This is a genomic window from Pseudomonas sp. LB3P14 (genome assembly GCF_054898045.1).
In genome coordinates, this window is the sequence record NZ_CM142714.1 from 38,993 (window position 1) to 61,360 (window position 22,368).

Consider the following 22,368-nt stretch of genomic DNA (forward strand, 5'->3'; position numbering starts at 1 on the left):
TTAGCGGCGAATGACGCCGACACTCAAGCCTTCGATCACCAGATCCTGATCTTTCAGGTTCACTTCGATAGGGGCGAATTCAGGGTTTTCCGCAATCAACCAGACCTTGCTGCCATCGCGCTTGAAGCGCTTGACGGTCACCTCGTCGCCGATCCGCGCCACCACGATCTGGCCGTTGCGGGCTTCACGGGTGGTGTGTACTGCCAGCAGGTCACCGTCGAAAATGCCCACGTCCTTCATGCTCATGCCATGAACCCGCAGTAGATAATCGGCGCGAGGATGGAAGAACGACGGGTTGATGTTGCAGGACTCTTCGATGTGTTGTTGGGCGAGGATCGGAGCACCGGCAGCCACTCGGCCAATAATCGGCAGGGTGGACTCGTCGGCCTTGGCTTCGAAGCCGGGAATGCGAATGCCACGGGAAGCGCCGGGCGTCATCTCGATCGCACCCTTGCGAGCCAGCGCCTTGAGGTGTTCTTCCGCAGCGTTGGGTGACTTGAAACCCAATTCCTGAGCGATTTCCGCACGGGTAGGCGGGTAGCCGTTGTCTTCGAGGCAACGTTTGATGAAGGCCAGAATCTCTGCTTGGCGTGGCGTCAGCTTTAGCATATTGATCGCTCTGTCTTTTTATACAGTGACTGGGATTATATACAGTGATGCGGTCTTGGCAATGCCCCTTTTTTTGCCGACCGCCAGACGGTCGAGCAGTCTGCTGATTCACGCTTGGGAGTTGTATGGTTAAATAGCTGACCGACCATTCCCCAAACGAACCGGCAGGCTTGACAATGCACAGGCTGAAACGTATGTTTCAAACAAGTGTTTGTCAGGCGGAGTAGCCATGGCCCAGTCGGAAACCGTTGAACGCATTCTTGATGCTGCCGAGCAATTGTTCGCGGAAAAAGGTTTCGCTGAAACCTCATTGCGTCTGATCACCAGCAAGGCCGGTGTCAATCTGGCGGCGGTGAACTATCACTTCGGCTCGAAGAAGGCGCTGATCCAGGCAGTTTTCTCACGCTTTCTTGGGCCGTTCTGCTTAAGCCTTGATAAAGAGCTGGAGCGGCGTCAGGCCAAGCCAGAGAACAAGCCGACACTTGAAGAGCTGCTGGAAATCCTTGTCGAGCAAGCCCTGGTGGTGCAACCGCGCAGCGGCAACGATCTGTCGATTTTCATGCGTTTGCTGGGTCTGGCCTTCAGTCAGAGCCAAGGGCACTTGCGGCGTTATCTGGAAGACATGTACGGCAAGGTGTTTCGCCGCTACATGATGTTGGTCAACGAAGCGGCACCGCGTATTCCGCCGATTGAGCTGTTCTGGCGCGTGCACTTCATGCTCGGTGCCGCCGCGTTCAGTATGTCCGGTATCAAAGCCCTGCGCGCAATTGCCGAGACCGACTTCGGCGTCAACACCTCCATCGAGCAAGTGATGCGTCTGATGGTGCCGTTCCTGGCAGCGGGCATGCGCGCCGAAACCGGTGTGACTGACGTGGCCATGGCCACTGCGCAGTTGCGTCCGCGCAGCAAATCGACCCCGGTTGCCGCCAAGGTTTAACCGCACACGGGTGGGCGCGGCAGCTGACATCCGCTAAGCTAGCCGCCCATGCGGACTCTCGTTCTGAACCTGTTCTCCATTTATGTCGCCGACCTGCCGGGCACAGCCCATGGCGGTGAATTCGTGCGAGCCGGGTTTATCGTTATCAAGGAATCTCTATGACTGCTGGCCTGCAAGGCTCGTTGATGGTGGACGTCGCCGGTACCTGGCTGACGGCTGAAGATCGCCAATTATTGCGCCAACCCGAAGTGGGCGGCCTGATCATTTTTGCCCGCAATATCGAACACCCGCGCCAGGTGCGCGAGTTGAGTGCCGCCATCCGCGCCATTCGCCCCGATCTGCTGCTGGCCGTCGACCAGGAGGGCGGCCGGGTCCAGCGTTTGCGTCAGGGCTTCGTGCGACTGCCAGCCATGCGCGCCATCGCTGACAACCCGAATGCCGAATACCTCGCCGAACAGTGCGGCTGGATCATGGCGACTGAAGTGCTGGCCGTCGGCCTCGACCTGAGCTTCGCTCCGGTACTGGACCTCGATTATCAGCGCAGTGCCGTGGTCGGCACCCGTTCATTCGAAGGTGACCCCGAGCGCGCAGCGGTGCTGGCCGGCGCATTTATTCGTGGCATGAACAGCGCCGGCATGGCCGCTACCGGCAAGCACTTCCCAGGTCACGGCTGGGCCGAGGCAGATTCCCACGTCGCAATCCCCAATGATGAGCGCAGCCTCGACGAGATCCGCGCCAACGACCTGGTGCCGTTCGCCAAATTGAACAAACAGCTGGCCGCCGTCATGCCGGCCCACGTTATCTATCCGCAGGTCGATTCCCAGCCCGCCGGCTTCTCCCGCCGCTGGTTGCAAGACATTCTGCGCGGTGAGCTGCAATTCGACGGCGTCATCTTCAGCGACGACTTGTCCATGGCTGGCGCTCACGTGGTCGGCGATGCTGCCAGCCGTATCGAAGCGGCGCTGACGGCCGGTTGCGACATGGGCCTGGTGTGCAACGATCGCGCGGCCGCCGAATTGGCTTTGAGCGCCGCCCAGCGTCTGAAGGTCAAACCATCCGAGCGCATCGCGCGGATGCGCGGCCAGTCGTACGCCAACATCGAATACCGTCAGAACCCGCGCTGGCTCGCAGCGGTCGGCGCGCTCAAAGAAGCTCAACTGATTGATTGAGGACTTTTCGTTATGACGGTTTACGCGATTATCGGTGGCACCGGCCTGACTCAACTCGAAGGCCTGAGCATTCGTCAGTCATTGGCGGTGGACACCCCTTACGGCGCGCCTTCGGCTGAAGTGCAGATCGGTGAGTACGCCGGCAAAGAAGTGCTGTTCCTTGCGCGCCATGGTCATCCTCACCGTTTTCCGCCGCATCAGGTCAACTACCGCGCCAACCTCTGGGCGCTGAAGCAGGCCGGTGCCGAAGCGATTCTCGCGGTCAATGCCGTGGGTGGGATTCATGCCGTGATGGACACCGGATATTTCTGCGTACCGCATCAATTGATCGACTACACCAGTGGTCGCGAACACACCTATTTCGCCGATAATCTCGAACAAGTTACCCACATCGATTTCAGCTATCCCTACAGCGAAGCCCTGCGTTCGCAGCTAATCGCGGCATTGACGGCGGAAGGCGTTGGTTTTGCCAGTCAAGGCGTGTACGCCTGCACCCAGGGGCCACGGCTGGAAACTGTCGCTGAAATCGCGAGACTGGAGCGCGACGGATGCGACATCGTCGGCATGACCGGGATGCCGGAAGCGGCATTGGCTCGCGAGCTTGAACTGGATTACGCCTGTCTGGCGTTGGTGGTGAACCCGGCAGCGGGCAAGTCCACGTTGGTGATTACCATGGCCGAGATCGAGCAAGCGTTGCATGACGGGATGGGCACGGTGAAGTCTACGTTGGCTCGGGTGTTGAAGGGCTGAGTCTTGATACCTGCGAACTACAGTCACTTTCAGAAGCGTTGATTTTATGCCGGCAATTATTGAGCAACTTCATGAGCTGCCGTGGGCGGAGGAGTTCAGTCATCGCGCTCTGGATAAGGCTCGCAGATACGCAGTAGAAAGTCGGGTGCAAATCCGCGAAATGGAAGACGTCCTCGTTCTCGCTACCTGCAAAGGTTCCCAAGGAAATATCTACGAGCAAACCATTGAACTCATCGAAGACTTTAACGGCGATTTTGAACTGGTGTGCTGCTGTTCGTGCCCAGTGGTGGTCAATTGCAAGCACTGCGCGACCGTGCTTTATAATTTGCAAAAACTCCCCATGGACTCGTTCAAAAGTACTGCCCCAGTCCAGCTGAATCGCGATCTGGAGCGCTGGCTCAATGATCTTTCTCGCGACGTTGCAGATCGCGATGAGTCTGCCAAGAGCACCGGCACGTGCTGGGTATACAAACTCAAGGCAACGTCGACTGCAGGCAAATGGTTGCTGGAAATCTGTAAGGCTCGTCAACTCAAGGACGGCCGCTTGCAGGACATCAAACCTGTGTTCTCGCCGTCAGAAGCATTGATGCGAGAGCCTGGCTATCTATCCGAGCTTGACCTGCGAATCGCCAGGTTGCTGGTCGCGATCCACTCCTATCATTCTTTTTATAGCGGTTACCCTCTGCAAGGCAGCAGTGGGGCTGAAGTCCTCCAGTTGGCATTGAAAACTTCGCGGTTGTTTCTCGACTTCGAACAATTGCAGCCCCTGGCACCTGGAATGAGCAGGTCTGCGCAATTTGCCTGGGCCGAGCAAGCCAGTGGCAGTTTCCGTCCTCAGTGGCACAGTGACGAAGCGCCTGAAGAAACGATTCTGGCGCTGGAACCTTTGTACTACCTGGACCGCCAACGGATGGAGGTTGGACCGCTGCTCAGTGAGCTGAATGAGAAACTGGCGTGCCACCTGTCATTGGCCCCTGACATTCCGGCACGCCAGGCCATGCAGTTCAGCCATCGGATGAGTGCAGCGACTCGAGTCGTTTCTCCTCCGCACGCTTTGACCGAGCGGGTTATCGATGACGTTGAACCCCAAGCCCACCTGACACTTGCAAGCTATTTGCAAAGAAATCAGCGCTGGAAGTATGAACACGAGCATCGCGCTGCGTTGGCCTTTACCTACGACGGCCATATGGCGGCAGACAAAAAATCCACGGAAATATTGATACTGTCCGGTACCGAAACCCAACGCATTCAACGCAAACCCGCGGCCGAAAAAATCTTGCGTCAAGCCTTGCAAAAACAAGGCTTGAAAAAGGCCACCCGTAAAAGTGATGCATTACCCGATAGCGCAGGTGAAATGTTTGGTTTGCCGGATGACTCGGCGTGGCTGGCTTTTGTGCAATCCGGTGTGCCGGCGCTCAGAGAGGCCAATTGGCAGATTAGTATCTACGACGGTTTTCATTTCAATTTGCAGCCCGTAGAAGAATGGTATGCCGACGTCGAGGAGTCCCCGGGACGGGAGTGGTTCGATCTGCAGTTGGGCATCGTGGTTAACGGCGAGCGCCACAGTTTGCTGCCAATCCTGCTGCAATTGATGCGCAGGCAACCGCAACTGTTGAACCTGGCAGAATTGGCCTTGCGTGACGATGACGATCAAGTGCTGATCGATCTCAATAGTGGTCAGTCAGGTGCCAAGCCAGGTATAAAAGTTGCGCTGTCCCTGGGGCGGGTCAAGCCGTTGATGGCTACGCTCGGCGAATTGTATATGGGTGTGAGCAGCGGCACCTCGTTGCGCTTGAACGCCCCTGATGCAGCGCGCTTGAGTGAATTGGACGGGTTGCCGCTGGTCTGGCAGGGCGGCGAGCGCTTGCGCGGTTTCGCGAAACGCTTGCGTGAATCGACTCAGCAAAACGTTGCTGTTCCGCAAGGCCTCAACGCCACACTGCGGCCTTATCAGCTTGAAGGCCTGAACTGGATGCAAACCCTTCGTGAGCTGGAGGTCGGCGGTATCCTCGGCGATGACATGGGCTTGGGCAAGACCCTGCAAACCCTGGCTCATCTGCTGTTGGAAAAGCAGGCGGGCCGACTGGATCTGCCGGCGCTCGCGGTGATGCCGACCAGCCTGATTCCCAATTGGCTGGACGAAGCGGCACGCTTCACTCCGCAATTGAAAGTCCTGGCACTGCATGGCGCCACTCGGCAAAAGGACTTCATCAACCTTGCCGAATACGATCTGGTGCTGACCACCTATGCGTTGCTGCCGCGTGATCTTGAGGTTTTGCAACCACAGGTCTGGAGCGTGCTGATTCTCGATGAAGCGCAAAACATCAAAAATCCGCTCAGCAAGGCCGCTCAAGCTGCCCGGGATCTGGAAGCTCGGCAACGTTTGTGCTTGTCCGGCACGCCGTTGGAAAATCATCTTGGCGAGTTGTGGTCACTGTTTCACTTCTTGTTACCCGGCTGGCTGGGCGACAGTAAAACCTTCAATCGCGATTACCGAACTCCGATTGAAAAACACGGCAATAGCGAACGGATGCGGCACCTGACAGCCCGGATAAAACCCTTTCTGCTACGTCGCAAGAAAGAACAGGTCGCCACCGAGTTGCCGCCTAAATCCGAGATTGTGCATTGGGTCGAACTCAGCGATGGGCAACGGGATGTCTATGAAACCGTGCGTGTGGCGATGGATAAGAAGGTGCGTGACGAAATTGCTCGAAGCGGCGTTGCGCGTAGCCAGATTATCATTCTCGATGCCTTGCTCAAGCTGCGCCAGGTGTGCTGCGATCTACGGCTGATCAAAATGCCCCTGACGGCGAAAGCACTTCGTGCGGGCAGCGGCAAGTTGATCGGCCTGATGGAGATGCTCGAAGAGTTGCTCAGCGAAGGCCGCAAGATTCTGCTGTTCTCGCAGTTCACTTCGATGCTTGCATTGATTGAGGAAGAATTGCAGCGGCGAGGGATCGGTTATTCATTGTTGACGGGTGAAACGACGGATCGGCGCACGCCGGTCAAAGACTTTCAGGGCGGCAAAGTGCCGTTGTTCCTGATCAGCCTCAAGGCAGGCGGGACAGGACTGAACCTGACAGCGGCGGACACGGTGATCCACTTCGATCCTTGGTGGAATCCTGCCGTTGAAAACCAGGCGACGGACCGTGCTTATCGTATCGGTCAGGATAAGCCGGTGTTCGTCTACAAGATGATTGCGCGCGGCACGGTGGAAGAAAAAATACAGGCGCTGCAGCAAGAGAAGGCGGCGCTGGCCGGGGCGGTACTTGAAGGTGGAACGACGGGTGGGTGGAAGCTTGAGCAGAGTGACATTGAGGCGCTGTTTGCGCCACTGCCTGATTCCAAATCCTGAAAAGCGTGACTGCAGTGAGTCCGAGCTGACGCCATCGCGGGCAAGCCACGCTCCCACAGGATTGATGTCAACCCTGTGGGAGCGAGCCTGCTCGCGAAGGCGATCTATAGATCGCCACTATTTTTCGAGTTTGTCCGGCAGCGGCGCAAACAACGCTTCAATATCATCACTCTGCAACTTCCAGTCCCCGGTCTTGCGCCCATCCAGCACGCCCGCCGCCAAGTCGGATTTTTCCTTCTGCAGATGCTGAATCTTCTCTTCTACCGTGCCTCTGGCAATCATCTTGTAGACGAACACCGGCTTCTCCTGACCAATGCGATACGCCCGATCAGTCGCCTGATTTTCCGTCGCCGGATTCCACCACGGATCGTAATGAATCACTGTGTCGGCTTCGGTCAGGTTCAGGCCAACGCCACCGGCCTTCAGGCTGATCAGAAAGATCTGACGCTTGCCGCTTTGGAAGTCTTTTACCGGCGCGCGCCGGTCGCGAGTCTGTCCCGTCAGCAACGCATATTCGACACCGCGTTTCTTCAGTTCTACCTCGATCAGCGCCAACATCGACGTGAACTGCGAGAACAGCAGAATCCGCCGATCTTCATCGAACAATTCCTCAAGCATTTCCATCAGGCTGTCGAGCTTGCCGGACGTGCTGCCGCGAGTGGGCAGGGCGGCGTCATTGACCAGGCGCAAATCGCAGCACACCTGACGCAACTTCAGCAGCGCCTCAAGAATGATGATCTGGCTGCGCGCCACGCCCTTGCGGGTGATCTCGTCGCGGACTTTCTTGTCCATGGCCAAGCGCATGGTTTCGTATACGTCGCGCTGGGCTTCGTTGAGCTCGACCCAATGGATGATTTCGGTTTTCGGCGGCAACTCGGTCGCCACTTGTTCCTTGGTTCGGCGCAGCAGGAATGGTTTTATCCGACCGTTGAGGTGCTGAAGTCGTACTTCGCTGGCGCGCTTTTCGATCGGCACGCGGTAATCGCGGTTGAAGCTTTTCACGTCACCCAGCCAGCCGGGCAGCAGGAAGTGAAACAGCGACCACAGCTCGCCCAAGTGGTTTTCCAGCGGCGTGCCACTCAGGCACAGGCGCTGACGAGCATTCAATTCGCGGGCAGCGTGGGCGGCCTTGCTGTTGGGGTTCTTGATGTATTGCGCCTCATCCAGAACCAACACGTGCAAAGGCTGCGCCGCCAGGCGTTCGACGTCCTTGGGCAGCAACGCATAGGTGGTCAGGATCAGGTCGTAATCGGTCAGTTTGTCGAAATGCTTTTTGCGACTGGCGCCGTACAACGCCAGCACTTTGAGTTGCGGTGTGAAGTGCGCCGCTTCGTCGAGCCAGTTAGGAATCAAGCTAGTGGGCATCACCACCATGCACGGCCGATCGAGGCGTCCAGCGTTTTTCTCACTGAGAATGTGCGCCAGGGTCTGTAGGGTTTTGCCCAGACCCATGTCGTCCGCGAGGATCCCGCCTACTTCCAGTTGGCGCAACGACTGCATCCAGCTCAGGCCTTCCAGCTGATACGGGCGCAAGGTCGCGTTCAAGCCTTCCGGTGCGGTCGCGGCGAAGTCCTTGATGTCTCGCAACCGCTGGGCAAAGGTACGAATTTGCTCGCCACCCTCCCAGAGCAACGGCAGGTCTTCCAGCGGATTCAATCGCGTGGCATCGGCCTTGCTCAGGCGCAGCGCAGTTTCGCCGGGCCCTTGCAGGTAGAACTCGCCGAGGGTCGCCAGCACCGGTTTCAACCGACCGAAGGGCAGGGCGACTTGCAGCGGGCCGTACTCGGAGTTCGGGCGATTGGGGATATTCACCAGGATCAACTCGTCGTCGCGACGTCGGGCGAGGCGTTCCGGGTTGAGGATCTCGGTATGGGAGCGCATCAGGTTCAACAGGATCGGTAACAGGCTCAGCCGCTCGCCGTTGACGATGATCCCCAGTTCCAGGTCGAACCAGTCGCGCTCCGGTGCCTGTTCGACGGTGGCGTACCAGTCGTCCACGGCAGTCAGGTCGAAACCGAAGTCTTCGTCGATCTGCAGCTCCCAGCCCTGAGTGCGCAGCTTCGGCAGTTCATTGAGGGTGAAGGTCAGCCAGGCGCTGTCGTTGACCATCTCGAAGAGCTCGCCAGCACTTTCCGGCAAGGCCTTGCTTTGCCGGGTGGCGATTTTGAAGCCGAGGATTCGCAGCTGTTCCCGGTAGGTTTGTTCGACTTCCGGGTGACGTTTTATCCGCAGCGTCTGGGTTTCCTGACGAATCAGGATGTCGGCGTTCTTCTGCCCGCTAACGTATTCATCCAGGTAGTTGAAGGACAGCGCCGCGCGATGCTGGATGTAGCGCTGCATCTTGCCGTTGCGCGGTTCGAACGCGCTGAATTCAATGCTTGCCAGCCACAGGCGCGGCACCGGTTGCACGTTATCCACCAGCACCTGCGGCGGCGCTTTCGGGCTACGGTTTTCCAGTACGGCCTGAAGTTTTTCCAGCAGCTCGGCGTCTTGCGCCGCAGCGGGGTAGGCGAGGGTTTCCTGCACTTTCAGTAGCACCGCCGCGCAGTGTTTGCAGTTGCTGTGGACCGGGCAGGTGCAGGTGGCGTCAATCATCAGCAAGGTGGCTTTGGCCGACTCGCGCAGGTGAATGGTCTGACGGTAAACATTACCGCCAGAGCCTTCGCAGGCGGCGATGATCGTGGCGTCGCCGGCCTCGACGATCCTGACGCGGTTCTCCAGCGCGTAGCGGCGGCCACGCTCCAGGCTCTGTTCCTTGAATCGGCTGACCCAGGAAGGTGCCAGGGGTTTGCTCAGGGTCGCAGACATAAGGACTCAATCAGTCCGGTATTTCAACAGCGTCTGGCCGAGGCGCAGGGGCGGTCAGGGATGTGATCTTGATCAGCAGGCCGAGGTGGCCGTTGTCGAGGAAGTTCAGCTGGCCGTTCTTGGTGTGGCTTTCCTGTTTCAGGCGTTCGCTGGCGGTGACCATGCCGTTGGCGTCGATCTGGTTGACCCAGAAGTCTGCATCCACATCGGTGAACCGTCCCAGTTTCATGCTCAGCGTGCCCTCGATCGGGAACTGACCGAACTGTTCTTTGCCCTCGCTGATCGCGATTTTGCTGGCTTCTTCGCCAAGGTTCTGTTGCCAGGCCTTGTGCAGCAACACCGTGTATTCATTGCTGGCGGTGAGCTTTTCCACTTCGCCATTGAGGCTCGGCGTGCGCAGGGTGTCGGGGTTGATGGGCTGAGCTCCGGCAGCCCAGTCTTCCGGCGCGGCCCGGCTGACGATCGCAGGCACGGCGTTTTGGCGGACCAGAATCATTTCAATCTGATACAGGTCATCGGCAAATGCCGTAGGGGCGACCAAGGTTATCAACAAGGTCAGTGAGCGAAACAGGCGCATGCGGCGTCCTTCAAGCAGTTTTCGGAATGAGGTGCTCAAACAGCGCCTCTACAGTATTAAAGCGCTCTTCCGAGCGCTCCATCGGCACCTGGAATTTAAACATCGTGGCGCCTTCGAATTTGTAACGTTTGGGCTGGCTCTGGATCAGCTTGATCAGCGTCAGCGGGTCAACCGGGGTTTGTGCCGCGAACTCGATTCGACCCCCTTGCGGGCCGCCGTCGACTTTCTTGATGCCCAGTAGCTCGGCCTGCAATTTCAGTGCGGTGATGCGCATCAGGTTCTTGGTTGGCTCCGGCAACAGGCCGAAACGATCGATCATCTCCACTTGCAGGTCCTTGAGGCCTTCCTCATCGGTGGCCGAGGCGATGCGTTTGTAGAGAATCAGTCGAGCATGTACGTCTGGCAGGTAGTCCTCGGGAATCAACGCCGGTACTCGCAGGTTGACTTCCGGGCCGCCACCCAGCGGTTGATCGAGGTTAGGTTGTTCGCCCTTGCGGATCGACTTTACTGCGCGCTCGAGCATCTCCATGTACAGCGTGAAACCGACGGCCTGGATTTGCCCGCTCTGCCCGTCGCCGAGCAATTCGCCGGCGCCACGGATTTCCAGGTCGTTGGTGGCGAGCACGAAGCCCGCGCCAAGGTCCTGTGTATTGGCGATCGCTTCCAGACGTTTTTCCGCATCGGGCGTGATCTGCTGACGCGGCGGCGTCAGCAAATAAGCGTAAGCCTGGTGGTGGCTGCGACCGACTCGGCCGCGCAATTGGTGCAACTGCGCCAGGCCGAACTTGTCGGCGCGCTCGATGATGATGGTGTTGGCGCTCGGTACGTCGATGCCGGTCTCGATGATGGTCGAGGCGATCAGCACGTTGAAGCGCTTGTGGTAGAAGTCGCTCATCACCTGTTCGAGATCGCGTTCGCGCATCTGCCCGTGGCCGATGCCGATCCGCGCCTCCGGCACCAGTTCGGCGAGGTCGGCGGCGCACTTCTCGATGGTCTTCACGTCGTTGTGCAGGTAATAGACCTGGCCGCCACGCAACAGCTCACGAAGCAAGGCCTCTTTGACCGTGCTCTTGTTCTGCTCCATGACGAACGTCCGTACCGACAGGCGACGGGCCGGCGGCGTGGCGATGATCGACAGGTCGCGCATGCCCGAGACCGCCATGTTCAGCGTGCGCGGAATCGGCGTGGCGGTCAGGGTGAGGATGTCGACTTCACTGCGCAGGGCCTTGAGCTGTTCCTTCTGGCGGACACCGAAACGGTGCTCTTCGTCGATAATCACCAGCCCCAGGTTTTTGATTTTTACGTCGTCTTGCAGCAGCTTGTGCGTGCCGATGACGATGTCGATCTTGCCTTCGGCCAGATCCGCGACCGCAGCGTTCACTTCCTTGGTCGACTTGAATCGGCTCATCACTTCCACGCTCACCGGCCAATCGGCGAAGCGATCGCGGAAGCTGTTGTAGTGCTGCTGCGCGAGCAGGGTGGTCGGCACCAGAATCGCCACCTGACGACCGCCGTGTACCGCGATAAAAGCTGCACGCATCGCCACTTCGGTTTTGCCGAAACCGACGTCGCCACAGACCAGGCGGTCCATCGGTTTCGGCGCGAGCATGTCGGTGCGCACCGCTTCGATGGTGGTTTGCTGGTCCGGGGTTTCTTCGAACGGGAAACCGGCGCTGAAGGTCGCGTAGTCGGCTTTCGGGTCGGCGAACGCATAACCTTCGCGAGCGGCGCGGCGGGCATAGATGTCGAGCAGTTCGGCGGCGACGTCGCGCACTTGTTCGGCGGCTTTGCGTTTGGCTTTCTGCCAGGTCTCGGAGCCGAGACGGTGCAGTGGGGCCAGGGCATCGTCGCTGCCGGTGTAACGGGCGATCAGGTGCAGGTTGGCCACCGGCACGTAAAGCTTGGCGTTTTCGGCGTATTCAAGGGTCAGGAATTCGGCGGCCTGATTGTCGATTTCCAGAATCGTCAGCCCGAGGTAACGCCCGACACCGTGATCGATGTGCACCACCGGCGCACCTTCGCGCAACTCGGTGAGGTTTTTGATCACGGCATCATTGTTGGCATCGGTGCGTTTTTCGCGACGACGGCGCTGCATCACGCGCTGACCGAACAACGGGCTTTCGGCGACCAGGGCCAGCGCCGGGTCGTCGAGCACCAGACCTTCGTCGAGCGGCGCGATGGTGATCGCCAGGCGCTCCTTGCTCGCGACGAAGTCCGGCCAGCTGTCGACGGTTTTCGGTCGCAGCTTCAGACGTTCCAGCAATTCCAGTAGCACTTCTCGACGGCCCGCGGATTCGGCGGTAAACAGCACGCGACCGGGAAACTCATCAAGGAAACCCGCCAGCGCCGCCAACGGTTGAGTCGCCTTGGCTTCGATGGCCAGGTTCGGCAGCTCCCGAGCGGGGAAGCGCTCGCGGCCGACGCCGGTTTCCACATCCTGTTGACTGGCGACCACGCGTGGCCAGTTCTTCAGGCGAGCGAAGCAATCTTCCACCGGCAGGAACAACTCGGCTGGCGGCAATAAAGGACGAGCAGGATCGACGCGGCGCTCTTCATAACGATTGCGTACGTCGTTCCAGAAGTTTTCCGCCGCTTGCTCGATGCCCGGCAAGGAAAACACTTGCGTGTCCTGTGGAAGGTAATCGAACAGCGTGGAGGTTTCATCGAAGAACAGCGGCAGGTAGTACTCGATACCGGCCGGTGTAATCCCGCTGCTCAAATCCTGAAAGATCGGGCAGCGACGAAAATCCACATCGAAACGCTCACGGAAGCGCGCCTTGAAACGGGTGACCGCATCCTTTTGTAGCGGAAACTCTCTCGCTGGCAGGAGGCGAACCGTTTCCACTTTGTCGATGGAGCGCTGGTTTTCCGGATCGAATGTACGAAGGGTCTCGATTTCGTCGTCGAACAGGTCGATGCGAAAAGGTAATTTGCTGCCCATCGGGAACAGATCGATCAGCGAGCCGCGTACGGTAAATTCGCCGTGCTCGTAGACGGTATCGACGTAACGATAGCCGCTGGCCTCAAGCCGGGTGCGCATTTGCTCGACGTCGAGCTTCTGGCCGATGTCCAGCACCAGGCTGCTGCCGAGCAGGAATTTGGTCGGCGCCAGGCGATGCAGGGCCGTGGTGATCGGCACGACCAAAACGCCATGACTCAGCTCCGGCAATCGATACAGCGCGGAGATTCGCTGGGAAATAATGTCCTGGTGCGGCGAAAACAGATCGTAGGGCAGGGTTTCCCAGTCCGGGAAATGCAGCACCGGCAAATCCGGGGCGAAGAAACTCAGCTCCTGTTCCAGCCGTTCGGCACTTTGGCTGTCGGCGGTCAGTAGCAGGGTAAAGCGCTTGGCAGCGCTGGCGGCCTCGGCGATGGCCAGGCTCAGGGCGGCACCGGGCAGATTGCCCCAGTGCTGTTTACCTGCCGCGGCAGGGAGAAGCGGTAGACGCAGAACGGGCACGGAAGGTTGAGCTCCAAGCGTTGCGACAAAGTCGGTAATTGTAACGGCCCCGGGTGCCGCCTGTCAGTTGCAGACTGTGTCAATTACGCAGGTTGGGCGAAATGTAGTGGTAAAGACAAAATCGGGCCGTTTTTTAGCAAAAATGACCGAATATGTAGTGGCAAAACGACCGAGTGTTACGGAGGGTTACAGACAAGACAGCGTTATCTCCAAAAAATTGACTGCGCTGCAGGCCACGGTTTTACTGGGCTTGAGCGGTGCGTGGTTTTTTTGAAGTGGATTTTGTTACTGGTCGCGCGACAGGCGCGCATTGCTACGGGAGGCACTCGGCGGCATAATGTAGCCCCTTTTTTCTGCCCCTACATGTGGAAGGTTCCCGTGACTCAGAAGCCCGACCAGTGTCTTGGTGAATGGATCGACCGTGAAGCACTCGCAGAAGCGATGATTCCGCTTATCGGTCAGCTCTACCGCAACAACAACGTGGTGAGCTCGATCTATGGCCGCAGCCTGATCAATCGTTCAGTCATTGCGATTCTCAAAGCCCACCGCTTTGCCCGCCATCGCCAGTCCGACGACAGCGAACTGTCCGTCCACGAAACATTCCCGCTGCTCAAAGCAATGAGCGAGCTCAAACTTGGCGCCGCTTCGGTAGACCTGGGCAAGCTTGCAGTCAAGTTCAAGGCTGAAGGCAATGGCCGCACTGCCGAGCAGTTCGTCCGTGAAGAACTGGCTGACGTCGTTGGTCAGCAAAACGTTTCCGCCCGCAAAGGCACCGACGTTGTTCTGTACGGCTTCGGTCGTATCGGCCGTCTGCTGGCGCGCATCCTGATCGAGAAAACCGGTGGTGGCGACGGCCTGCGTCTGCGTGCCATCGTTGTCCGCAAGGGCGCCGAGAACGACCTGGTCAAGCGTGCCAGCCTGCTGCGTCGCGACTCGGTTCATGGTCCGTTCGATGGCACCATCACTATCGATGAAGTCAACAACACCATCACCGCCAACGGCAACCTGATCCAGGTTATCTACGCGAAAAACCCGACCGAAGTCGACTACACCCAATACGGCATCAAAGATGCGCTGCTGGTGGACAACACCGGTGTGTGGCGTGACGCCGACGGCCTGGGTCAACACCTGGCTTGCCCGGGTATCGACCGCGTTGTTCTGACCGCGCCGGGTAAAGGCAAACTGAAGAATATCGTTCACGGCATCAACCACGGCGAAATCACCGCCGACGACAAGATCGTTTCGGCCGCTTCTTGCACCACCAACGCCATCGTGCCGGTGCTGAAAGCTGTTAACGACAAGTTCGGCATCATCAATGGACACGTTGAAACCGTTCACTCGTACACCAACGACCAGAACCTGATCGACAACTTCCATAAAGGCGATCGCCGTGGCCGAAGCGCCGCGCTGAACATGGTGATCACCGAGACCGGTGCTGCCACCGCTGCTGCCAAGGCGCTGCCTGAACTGGCCGGCAAGCTGACCGGTAACGCGATCCGCGTTCCGACGCCAAACGTGTCGATGGCCATTCTCAACCTGAACCTTGAGAAAGCCGCCACCCGTGAAGAGATGAACGATTACCTGCGCTACATGGCGTTGCACTCCGATCTGCATAAGCAAATCGACTACGTCAACTCGCAGGAAGTGGTTTCCACCGACTTCGTTGGCTCGCGCCACGCAGGCGTTGTGGACGCTGAAGCGACCATCAGCCAAGACAACCGCGTTGTTCTGTACGTTTGGTACGACAACGAATTCGGTTACAGCTGCCAGGTGGTTCGCGTGATGGAAGACATGGCCGGTGTAAACCCGCCAGCATTCCCGCGCTAAGCATTAGCTGCACATGAAAACGCCCCGACTTTGGTCGGGGCGTTTTTGTTTGTGCGCTACTCAGGCGCCGCCAACCACTGCTGCCTGCGCGGTCCGCAGTTCATGCCGATTGCCTTTGAACAACACCAGCGTCGCAATCAACCCCAATACCGCCGCACCACTGAGCCATATCCCCGGCGCAGCCTTGTTGTCCAGCACGTGGATCAGGTACGTACACGCCGCCGGTGTAAAGCCACCGAAGGTAGCCGTCGCCAGGCTGTAGGCCAGGGAGAAACCGGTTGTACGAACTTCCACCGGCATGATTTCGGTCAGGGCCACCACCATCGCGCCGTTGTACGAGCCATACAGGAACGACAGCCACAACTCGACGATCAACAAGTGGCTGAAGCTCGGGTTCGCCACCAGCCACGACAGCGAAGGGTAGGCGGTGAGAATCGCCAGAATCGTCGCCGCCAGCAGCAAGGGTTTACGTCCGATCTTATCGGACACAGTACCCATCACTGGCAACCAGAAGAAGTTCGACAGACCGATACACACCGTCACCAGCAACGCATCCAGATCCGACAGATGCAGTTCGGCTTTACCGAAGGTCGGGGTGTAAGCGGTGATCAGGTAGAACGACACGGTGGTCATCACCACCAACGCCATGCCAGCGATGACGATGCCAAAGTTCTGACTGATCGAGCGGACGACATCCCGCAGGGTAGGGCGGTGTTTACGCGCCTGGAATTCCGGGGTTTCTTCCAGTGAGCGGCGAATCACGAAGATCACCGGCACAATCATGCAGCCGATCAGGAACGGCACACGCCAGCCCCAATCACCCATTTGTTCCGGGCTGAGCCAGTGGTTCAAGCCAACACCCAGCAGGCCGGCGAATACCACCGCGGCTTGTTGACTGGCGGACTGCCAACTGACAAAGAAACCTTTGCGACCCGGTGTGGAAATTTCGGCGAGGTACACCGACACGCCGCCCAGTTCCACGCCGGCCGAAAAGCCTTGCAGCAAACGGCCGAACAGCACGATCAGCGGCGCCGCGACGCCCAACGTGGCGTAACCCGGCACGCAGGCAATCAGCACCGTGCCGGCAGCCATCATCGCGAGGGTGATGATCAGCCCTTTGCGTCGACCGTGACGGTCGATGTAGGCACCGAGGAAAATCGCCCCCAGTGGGCGCATCAGGAAGCCGGCACCGAAGGTGGCCAGCGATAACATCAGGGAGGCGAAAGCGCTATCGGCAGGGAAGAAGGTTTTGGCGATGGCCGTGGCGTAAAAGCCGTAGACCATAAAGTCGAACATCTCGAGAAAGTTACCGCTGACAACGCGAAAAATCGCTTTGCCTTTGCTCGTGCTGGAGGACATTTGTAGTTACTCACTCTGGTAAATCTTGTTTGAAAGCGCTGCACCTGTGCGAGCCTGTGTGGCGAGGGGGATTGCGCGAGCACGCTCGCTCCCACAGGTTTTGCGTCTGACAGGCAGATGAGGCAGATCTGGCTCCCATGCGCTCTGAAGCCCATAATGGCGGGCGCGGTTTTGAGGGGAGATGAAGATTTGTTAACTGGACGGTGGACTGGGATTGTGATGCTGGTCGGCGTTTTGTCCGGTTGTGGCAACGGCGACAGTCTGGAACGCTTCGATGGCCCGACCATGGGCAGTCGTTATTCCATTCAATACATACGGCATTCCTCCACGCCCGGGCCGAAAGCGGTGCAGGCCGAAGTAGAAAATATCCTCGCCGAAGTGGATCGACAATTCTCGACCTATCGCAGCGACTCGGACATCGAACGCTTCAACGCACTGCCGGCCGGCCGCTGTCAGGTCATGCCTGACCCGGTGCTCGAATTGATCCGGGTGGGCGAGCAACTGTCTGAACAAAGCGAAGGCTCCTACGACCTGACCGTGGAACCTCTGCTCAATCTCTGGGGTTTCGGCCCGCAGGCTCGAGAGGAAAAAATCCCCGCGACCCAAGCGCTGGCCGAAGTGCGGCAGCGAGTCGGTTACCAGCACCTGCGTATCGATGGCGATCAGTTGTGCAAAGACGCCGCGGTCGAGCTCGACTTCAATAGCATCGCCGCCGGTTATGCGGTCGATACGATTGCCGCAAAACTCGAGGGGATGGGCATCCATAACTACCTCGCCGAAGCCACTGGCGAACTCAAGGCTGCCGGTAAAAAACTTGACGGCTCACCGTGGCGCATCGCCCTGGAAGAACCCCGCGACGACCAGCAAGTGGCCGAGCGCATCATCGCCGTCGACGGCTACGGCGTTTCCACCTCCGGCGACTACCGCAACTATTTCGAGCAGGACGGTCGGCGTTATTCCCACACCTTCGATGCCCGCACCGGGGCACCGGTCTTACACACCCTGGCGTCAGTCACGGTGATTCATCCTTCAGCGTTGATGGCCGATGGCTTATCGACGCTGTTGCTGATTCTGGGTCCTGAACGGGGTTGGGACTACGCAGAAAAACACGACATCGGTGCATTCTTTGTGATTCGTGCCGATACAGGTTTCGTCACACGAACCAATCAGGCTTTTGAACGCTTGAGTGGCGGAAAAACCGAGTGATGACGGCGATTCAAGCATCGAAGACTGGCGTTGTAGTGCAGGCAAAAGTAGCCTACGACGCGACCAAGGGTTAATGTGCGCGGCGTTGACGCTTATATAGACTGTGTCCGGGTTCTGCACTGGCCCCAAATTGTTCCTTCACGCCGCAGATCGGCGTGATTTAGCCGCAGGTGCCGAGGGCGCCGCGGCCTGTTCTGAGGAGTACGCATGGCTGTCTACAACTACGACGTGGTGGTGCTGGGTTCCGGCCCGGCGGGAGAAGGCGCGGCAATGAACGCCGCCAAAGCAGGGCGCAAGGTGGCGATGGTCGATAGCCGTCGCCAGGTCGGCGGCAACTGCACCCACCTGGGTACCATCCCGTCCAAGGCACTGCGTCACTCGGTCCGGCAGATCATGCAGTTCAACACCAACCCGATGTTCCGGGCCATTGGTGAGCCACGCTGGTTCTCGTTCCCGGACGTGTTGAAAAGCGCCGAAAAAGTCATCTCCAAACAAGTCGCATCGCGCACCGGCTACTACGCCCGTAACCGCGTCGACGTGTTCTTCGGCACCGGCAGCTTCGCCGACGAGCAAACCATTGAAGTGGTCTGCGCCAACGGCGTGGTCGAAAAACTGGTGGCCAAGCACATCATCATCGCCACCGGTTCGCGTCCGTATCGGCCGGCGGACATCGATTTCCACCACCCGCGTATCTACGATAGCGACACCATCCTCAGCCTCGGCCACACCCCGCGCAAACTCATCGTTTACGGCGCCGGCGTGATCGGTTGCGAATACGCCTCGATCTTCAGCGGTCTGGGTGTACTGGTTGAACTGGTGGACAACCGCGGTCAGTTGCTGAGCTTCCTCGACTCGGAAATTTCCCAGGCCCTGAGCTATCACTTCAGCAACAACAACATCACGGTTCGCCACAACGAAGACTACGACCGCGTCGAAGGCGTGGACAACGGTGTGATCCTGCACCTCAAGTCGGGCAAGAAGATCAAGGCCGACGCCTTGCTCTGGTGCAACGGTCGTACCGGCAACACCGATCAGCTGGGTCTGGAAAACGTCGGCGTGAAGGTCAACAGCCGTGGCCAGATCGAAGTCGACGAGGCCTACCGTACCTGCAAGCCGAACATCTACGGCGCCGGTGACGTGATTGGTTGGCCGAGCCTGGCCAGTGCTGCTCACGACCAGGGTCGTTCGGCCGCTGGCAGCATCGTTGACAACAATAGCTGGCGCTTCGTCAACGACGTGCCGACCGGCATCTACACCATTCCGGAGATCAGCTCGATCGGCAAGAATGAGCAGGAGCTGACTCAGGCCAAGGTGCCGTACGAAGTGGGCAAGGCGTTCTTCAAGGGCATGGCGCGTGCACAGATCGCCGGCGAGCCTCAGGGCATGCTGAAGATTCTGTTCCACCGCGAAACCCTGGAAGTGCTTGGCGTTCACTGTTTCGGTTATCAGGCGTCGGAGATCGTTCACATTGGTCAGGCGATCATGAACCAGCCGGGCGAACTGAACACGCTAAGGTATTTCGTCAACACGACGTTCAACTACCCGACCATGGCCGAAGCCTATCGGGTAGCGGCGTACGATGGCCTCAACCGGCTTTTTTGAGTGGCTCCGGCCGGTGGCCTGAGCCGGCCGGGGAGACCGATTTCAGCAATTCTCGAGCGTGGCGCTGGCCAAACCGGGAAAGTCTGTAATCAGGCTGTCAACGCCGAAGTCGGCGAGTCTGCGCATTAGCGCGGGCTCGTTGACTGTCCACACCGACACATGCAGCCCTTGGCGCTGCGCCTTCTGCAGGCGTTCCGGCGTACACAGGGTCCAGTTCAGCGCCAGAATCTCACAGCCATAGCTTTGCGCGACCTTCAGCGGGTCGAGCCAGGCGTACTCGGCCACCAATCCTCGGGACACGTCAGGCACCAGGTCCAGCGCGGCTTTCAACACTTCGCGTGAACTCGAGGTGATCGTGACCTTGTCGAGCAGGCCGAAACGCTGAGCCATTTCGCGAATCGCCAGCACCGTGGTCGCGGCGCGGGTGCGTGAAGCGCTTTTGACTTCCAGCTGCCAGTGCTCGAAATCGCATTTCTCGAACAGTTCTTCCAGTGTTGGAATCGGGCAGGGCTTGATCCAGCCCGGGCCGCCCTTGCGCGCGTCGTAGGTCACCAGCTCGGCCGCCGTGTGCTCGACGACTTTGCCGCGTCGGTCAGTGGTGCGCTTGAGCGTCGGGTCGTGGATGACCATCAACTCGCCGTCCATGGCCAGGTGCAGGTCCAGTTCGCAGCGGCGCACGCCGTGCTTGAGGCATTGCTGAAAGCTGGTCAGCGTGTTTTCCGGTGCTTCGCCCTTGGCGCCGCGATGGCCGTAGATGAGAGTCACGGTTCTTCCTTAAATTAAATGCCTGATTCGTTTTGTTCGCGGGCCAGACGTCGTTCCTGGGCCTGCTTCTGCAAAATGTAGCGGGCCAGCAATTGGCGCTGGGCATCGGTCGGGTACTCGAACTCGGTACCGACGTTGTAGCCGTCGCCTTTGCGATCGCAATGGGTGACTCGAGCCCGCAACAAGAGTCCGAGGGCTTGCGGCATCAGCACCAGTTTGACCGACAGGCGTGCGTCCTCGGCAATGGGCGTCGGATGCTGAAACTCGATCCCGCCTTCGGAAATGATCACCGGCTGCGGCTCGCCGATCTGCCCGAGTACGGTGATTGCGATCACCTGGCTCAGCAAATCGATGCGTTTATTCTGGGATTTCAGGAACGCCGCGAGGTTGCGGTCGCGCTCACTGATCTGGCGCAACAGGTGCTGTGACTCGAATTCGCTCAGGTGCAGTTCGCTGAGCACGTTGAACAGAGGGGAAGCATCCTGCAACACTTCCTGGCCTGCGGCTTCGGGAGCGGACAGGGGCCGAATTTCCAGTGCGATCGTGTCCTCGATACGGTAGTATTCGCGGCGATCTTCTTCATCTAATGTCGACATGGCGAACCCATGGTAGCGGCGGTGGTCTGAGTGTAAAGCTGGTTATCGACCCCCGCCACAAGGACGTTCCTTTTCCCTCCGAACAAGCCCCGACATGTTCAGACCTCTCTTCGTATTTATTGGCACGCGTTATACCCGTGCAAAGCGTCGCAATCATTTTGTGTCATTCATTTCCCTGACCTCGATGATCGGACTCGCCCTCGGCGTGGTCGTGATGATCGTTGTGCTTTCGGTCATGAACGGCTTCGATCATGAAATGCGCACCCGCGTGCTGGGCATGGTGCCCCACGCGACCATCGAGTCCGGTGAACCGATCAGCGACTGGAAAAGCCTGGCCGCCAAGGTCAAGCAGAACCCGCAGGTGACGGCCGTGGCGCCGTTTACCCAGATGCAGGGTTTGCTGACCAACAACGGCAAGGTCTCCAAAGTCCTGCTCAATGCCATCGACCCTGCGCTGGAACGGCAGGTCTCGATCATTGATAACTTCATGCAGCAGGGCAAACTCGACGACCTGGCGCCGGGCAGTTTCGGCATCGTCATCGGCGACAAGGCGGCGGCCAAGCTTGGCGCTGCGGTCGGTGACAAGCTGACGTTTGTGGCGCCGGAAGTCACCGTGACCCCGGCCGGGATGTTCCCGCGCATGAAACGCTTCACTGTGGTCGGCATCTTCCATGTCGGCGCCGGCGAGCTGGACGGTTACCTGGGCATCACCAATCTTCAGGATCTGGCCAAACTGCATCGCTGGAAACCGGATCAGGTCCAGGGCATTCGCCTGAAGTTCGACGACCTGTTCCAGGCGCCACGCGTCGCGTGGACCATCGCCCAGCAGCTCGGCGAAGACCATTTCTATGCCCGCGACTGGACGCGCACCCACGGCAATCTGTATCAAGCGATCCGCATGGAAAAAGCCATGATCGGTTTGCTGTTGCTGCTGATCGTCGCCGTCGCTGCGTTCAACATTATTTCCACACTGGTGATGGTGGTGAACGACAAGAAGGGCGACATCGCGATTCTGCGCACCCTTGGCTCCACGCCGGGGCAGATCATGGCGATCTTCATGGTCCAGGGCACGGTCATTGGTGTGATCGGTACGCTGATCGGCGCCGTGGTCGGGATCTTCGCCGCGCTGAACGTCAGCGCCGCGATCTCGGCCCTCGAAGGCCTGATCGGGCACAAATTCCTCAACGCCGACGTGTACTTCATCGATTACCTGCCGTCGCAAGTGCAGAGCCAGGATGTGTTGATGGTCTGCGCCGCCGCGTTGGTCCTGAGTTTCCTCGCCACCCTGTATCCAGCCTGGCGTGCCGCGCGCACCCAGCCTGCGGAGGCGCTACGTTATGAGTGAGTT

15 protein-coding genes are annotated in these 22,368 nt (G+C 58.9%); 8 read left to right on the top strand and 7 right to left on the bottom strand.

Annotated elements, in window-relative coordinates; translation table 11 throughout:
* Positions 1-609, bottom strand: coding sequence for a transcriptional repressor LexA (gene lexA / locus ACYZT5_RS00180; RefSeq protein WP_282482082.1), 609 nt, complete (start codon positions 607-609; stop codon positions 1-3).
* A gap of 229 nt (positions 610-838) precedes the next feature.
* Between lexA and ACYZT5_RS00185 the strand changes: the two genes are divergently transcribed.
* The 4 genes from ACYZT5_RS00185 to ACYZT5_RS00200 all read left to right on the top strand — a co-directional run bounded on the left by ACYZT5_RS00185 (position 839) and on the right by ACYZT5_RS00200 (position 6,820).
* A complete protein-coding gene (locus tag ACYZT5_RS00185) occupies positions 839-1,546 on the top strand; it encodes a TetR/AcrR family transcriptional regulator (protein WP_283190374.1) in 708 nt (235 codons plus the stop codon).
* 170 nt (positions 1,547-1,716) lie between these two features.
* Complete coding sequence (nagZ, locus tag ACYZT5_RS00190; RefSeq protein WP_462052356.1) at positions 1,717-2,715, top strand: beta-N-acetylhexosaminidase; 999 nt, start codon at positions 1,717-1,719, stop codon at positions 2,713-2,715.
* Positions 2,716-2,727: 12 nt separating this feature from the next.
* The gene (locus tag ACYZT5_RS00195; RefSeq protein ID WP_462049272.1) at positions 2,728-3,465 is read left to right on the top strand and encodes an S-methyl-5'-thioinosine phosphorylase; all 738 of its coding nucleotides are present in this window, start codon (positions 2,728-2,730) and stop codon (positions 3,463-3,465) included.
* Positions 3,466-3,511: 46 nt separating this feature from the next.
* Positions 3,512-6,820, top strand: a complete 3,309-nt coding sequence (locus tag ACYZT5_RS00200) for an SNF2-related protein (RefSeq protein ID WP_462049273.1) — start codon at positions 3,512-3,514, stop codon at positions 6,818-6,820.
* 117 nt (positions 6,821-6,937) lie between these two features.
* Here the strand turns inward: ACYZT5_RS00200 and ACYZT5_RS00205 are convergent, their stop codons facing one another.
* From ACYZT5_RS00205 to mfd, 3 genes are read right to left on the bottom strand one after another with little or no spacing between them, the layout of a single operon-like run.
* Positions 6,938-9,628 (bottom strand): DEAD/DEAH box helicase, encoded by a 2,691-nt coding sequence (locus ACYZT5_RS00205; RefSeq protein ID WP_462049274.1) that lies wholly within the window; start codon positions 9,626-9,628, stop codon positions 6,938-6,940.
* 10 nt (positions 9,629-9,638) lie between these two features.
* A complete protein-coding gene (locus ACYZT5_RS00210) occupies positions 9,639-10,205 on the bottom strand; it encodes a CsiV family protein (protein ID WP_462049275.1) in 567 nt (188 codons plus the stop codon).
* Between the two features lie 10 nt (positions 10,206-10,215).
* Complete coding sequence (gene mfd, locus ACYZT5_RS00215) at positions 10,216-13,665, bottom strand: transcription-repair coupling factor (protein ID WP_462049276.1); 3,450 nt, start codon at positions 13,663-13,665, stop codon at positions 10,216-10,218.
* A 363-nt stretch (positions 13,666-14,028) separates the two neighbouring features.
* Here mfd and ACYZT5_RS00220 point away from each other — a divergent pair, with 363 nt between their 5' ends.
* Positions 14,029-15,492: a glyceraldehyde-3-phosphate dehydrogenase gene (locus ACYZT5_RS00220; RefSeq protein WP_462049277.1), complete on the top strand. Its 1,464-nt coding sequence runs from the start codon at positions 14,029-14,031 to the stop codon at positions 15,490-15,492.
* Positions 15,493-15,552: 60 nt separating this feature from the next.
* Here the strand turns inward: ACYZT5_RS00220 and tcuC are convergent, their stop codons facing one another.
* A complete protein-coding gene (gene tcuC, locus ACYZT5_RS00225; RefSeq protein WP_462049278.1) occupies positions 15,553-16,851 on the bottom strand; it encodes a tricarballylate/proton symporter TcuC in 1,299 nt (432 codons plus the stop codon).
* Positions 16,852-17,070: 219 nt separating this feature from the next.
* On the opposite strand from tcuC, the gene ACYZT5_RS00230 reads away from it, so the two are divergent.
* Positions 17,071-18,057: an FAD:protein FMN transferase gene (locus tag ACYZT5_RS00230; RefSeq protein WP_462049279.1), complete on the top strand. Its 987-nt coding sequence runs from the start codon at positions 17,071-17,073 to the stop codon at positions 18,055-18,057.
* Between the two features lie 207 nt (positions 18,058-18,264).
* Positions 18,265-19,659, top strand: a complete 1,395-nt coding sequence (gene sthA, locus ACYZT5_RS00235; RefSeq protein WP_462001991.1) for a Si-specific NAD(P)(+) transhydrogenase — start codon at positions 18,265-18,267, stop codon at positions 19,657-19,659.
* Between the two features lie 42 nt (positions 19,660-19,701).
* Here the strand turns inward: sthA and ACYZT5_RS00240 are convergent, their stop codons facing one another.
* Positions 19,702-20,424, bottom strand: a complete 723-nt coding sequence (locus ACYZT5_RS00240; RefSeq protein WP_462049280.1) for a glycerophosphodiester phosphodiesterase — start codon at positions 20,422-20,424, stop codon at positions 19,702-19,704.
* 14 nt (positions 20,425-20,438) lie between these two features.
* Positions 20,439-21,020: a PilZ domain-containing protein gene (locus ACYZT5_RS00245; protein ID WP_462049281.1), complete on the bottom strand. Its 582-nt coding sequence runs from the start codon at positions 21,018-21,020 to the stop codon at positions 20,439-20,441.
* Positions 21,021-21,114: 94 nt separating this feature from the next.
* On the opposite strand from ACYZT5_RS00245, the gene ACYZT5_RS00250 reads away from it, so the two are divergent.
* Complete coding sequence (locus ACYZT5_RS00250) at positions 21,115-22,365, top strand: lipoprotein-releasing ABC transporter permease subunit (protein WP_462049282.1); 1,251 nt, start codon at positions 21,115-21,117, stop codon at positions 22,363-22,365.
* The last annotated feature ends 3 nt before the right edge of the window (positions 22,366-22,368 follow it).

What these genes read in the sequence shown, in the direction of transcription:
- ACYZT5_RS00245 (WP_462049281.1), bottom strand. Translation starts at nt 21,020, where the DNA reads ATGTCGACATTAGATGAAGAAGATCGCCGCGAATACTACCGTATCGAG.
- ACYZT5_RS00230 (WP_462049279.1), top strand. Translation starts at nt 17,071, where the DNA reads ATGCTGGTCGGCGTTTTGTCCGGTTGTGGCAACGGCGACAGTCTGGAA.
- sthA (WP_462001991.1), top strand. Translation starts at nt 18,265, where the DNA reads ATGGCTGTCTACAACTACGACGTGGTGGTGCTGGGTTCCGGCCCGGCG.
- ACYZT5_RS00200 (WP_462049273.1), top strand. Translation starts at nt 3,512, where the DNA reads ATGCCGGCAATTATTGAGCAACTTCATGAGCTGCCGTGGGCGGAGGAG.
- ACYZT5_RS00205 (WP_462049274.1), bottom strand. Translation starts at nt 9,628, where the DNA reads ATGTCTGCGACCCTGAGCAAACCCCTGGCACCTTCCTGGGTCAGCCGA.
- tcuC (WP_462049278.1), bottom strand. Translation starts at nt 16,851, where the DNA reads ATGTCCTCCAGCACGAGCAAAGGCAAAGCGATTTTTCGCGTTGTCAGC.
- ACYZT5_RS00185 (WP_283190374.1), top strand. Translation starts at nt 839, where the DNA reads ATGGCCCAGTCGGAAACCGTTGAACGCATTCTTGATGCTGCCGAGCAA.
- lexA (WP_282482082.1), bottom strand. Translation starts at nt 609, where the DNA reads ATGCTAAAGCTGACGCCACGCCAAGCAGAGATTCTGGCCTTCATCAAA.
- ACYZT5_RS00250 (WP_462049282.1), top strand. Translation starts at nt 21,115, where the DNA reads ATGTTCAGACCTCTCTTCGTATTTATTGGCACGCGTTATACCCGTGCA.
- ACYZT5_RS00210 (WP_462049275.1), bottom strand. Translation starts at nt 10,205, where the DNA reads ATGCGCCTGTTTCGCTCACTGACCTTGTTGATAACCTTGGTCGCCCCT.
- ACYZT5_RS00195 (WP_462049272.1), top strand. Translation starts at nt 2,728, where the DNA reads ATGACGGTTTACGCGATTATCGGTGGCACCGGCCTGACTCAACTCGAA.
- ACYZT5_RS00220 (WP_462049277.1), top strand. Translation starts at nt 14,029, where the DNA reads ATGTGGAAGGTTCCCGTGACTCAGAAGCCCGACCAGTGTCTTGGTGAA.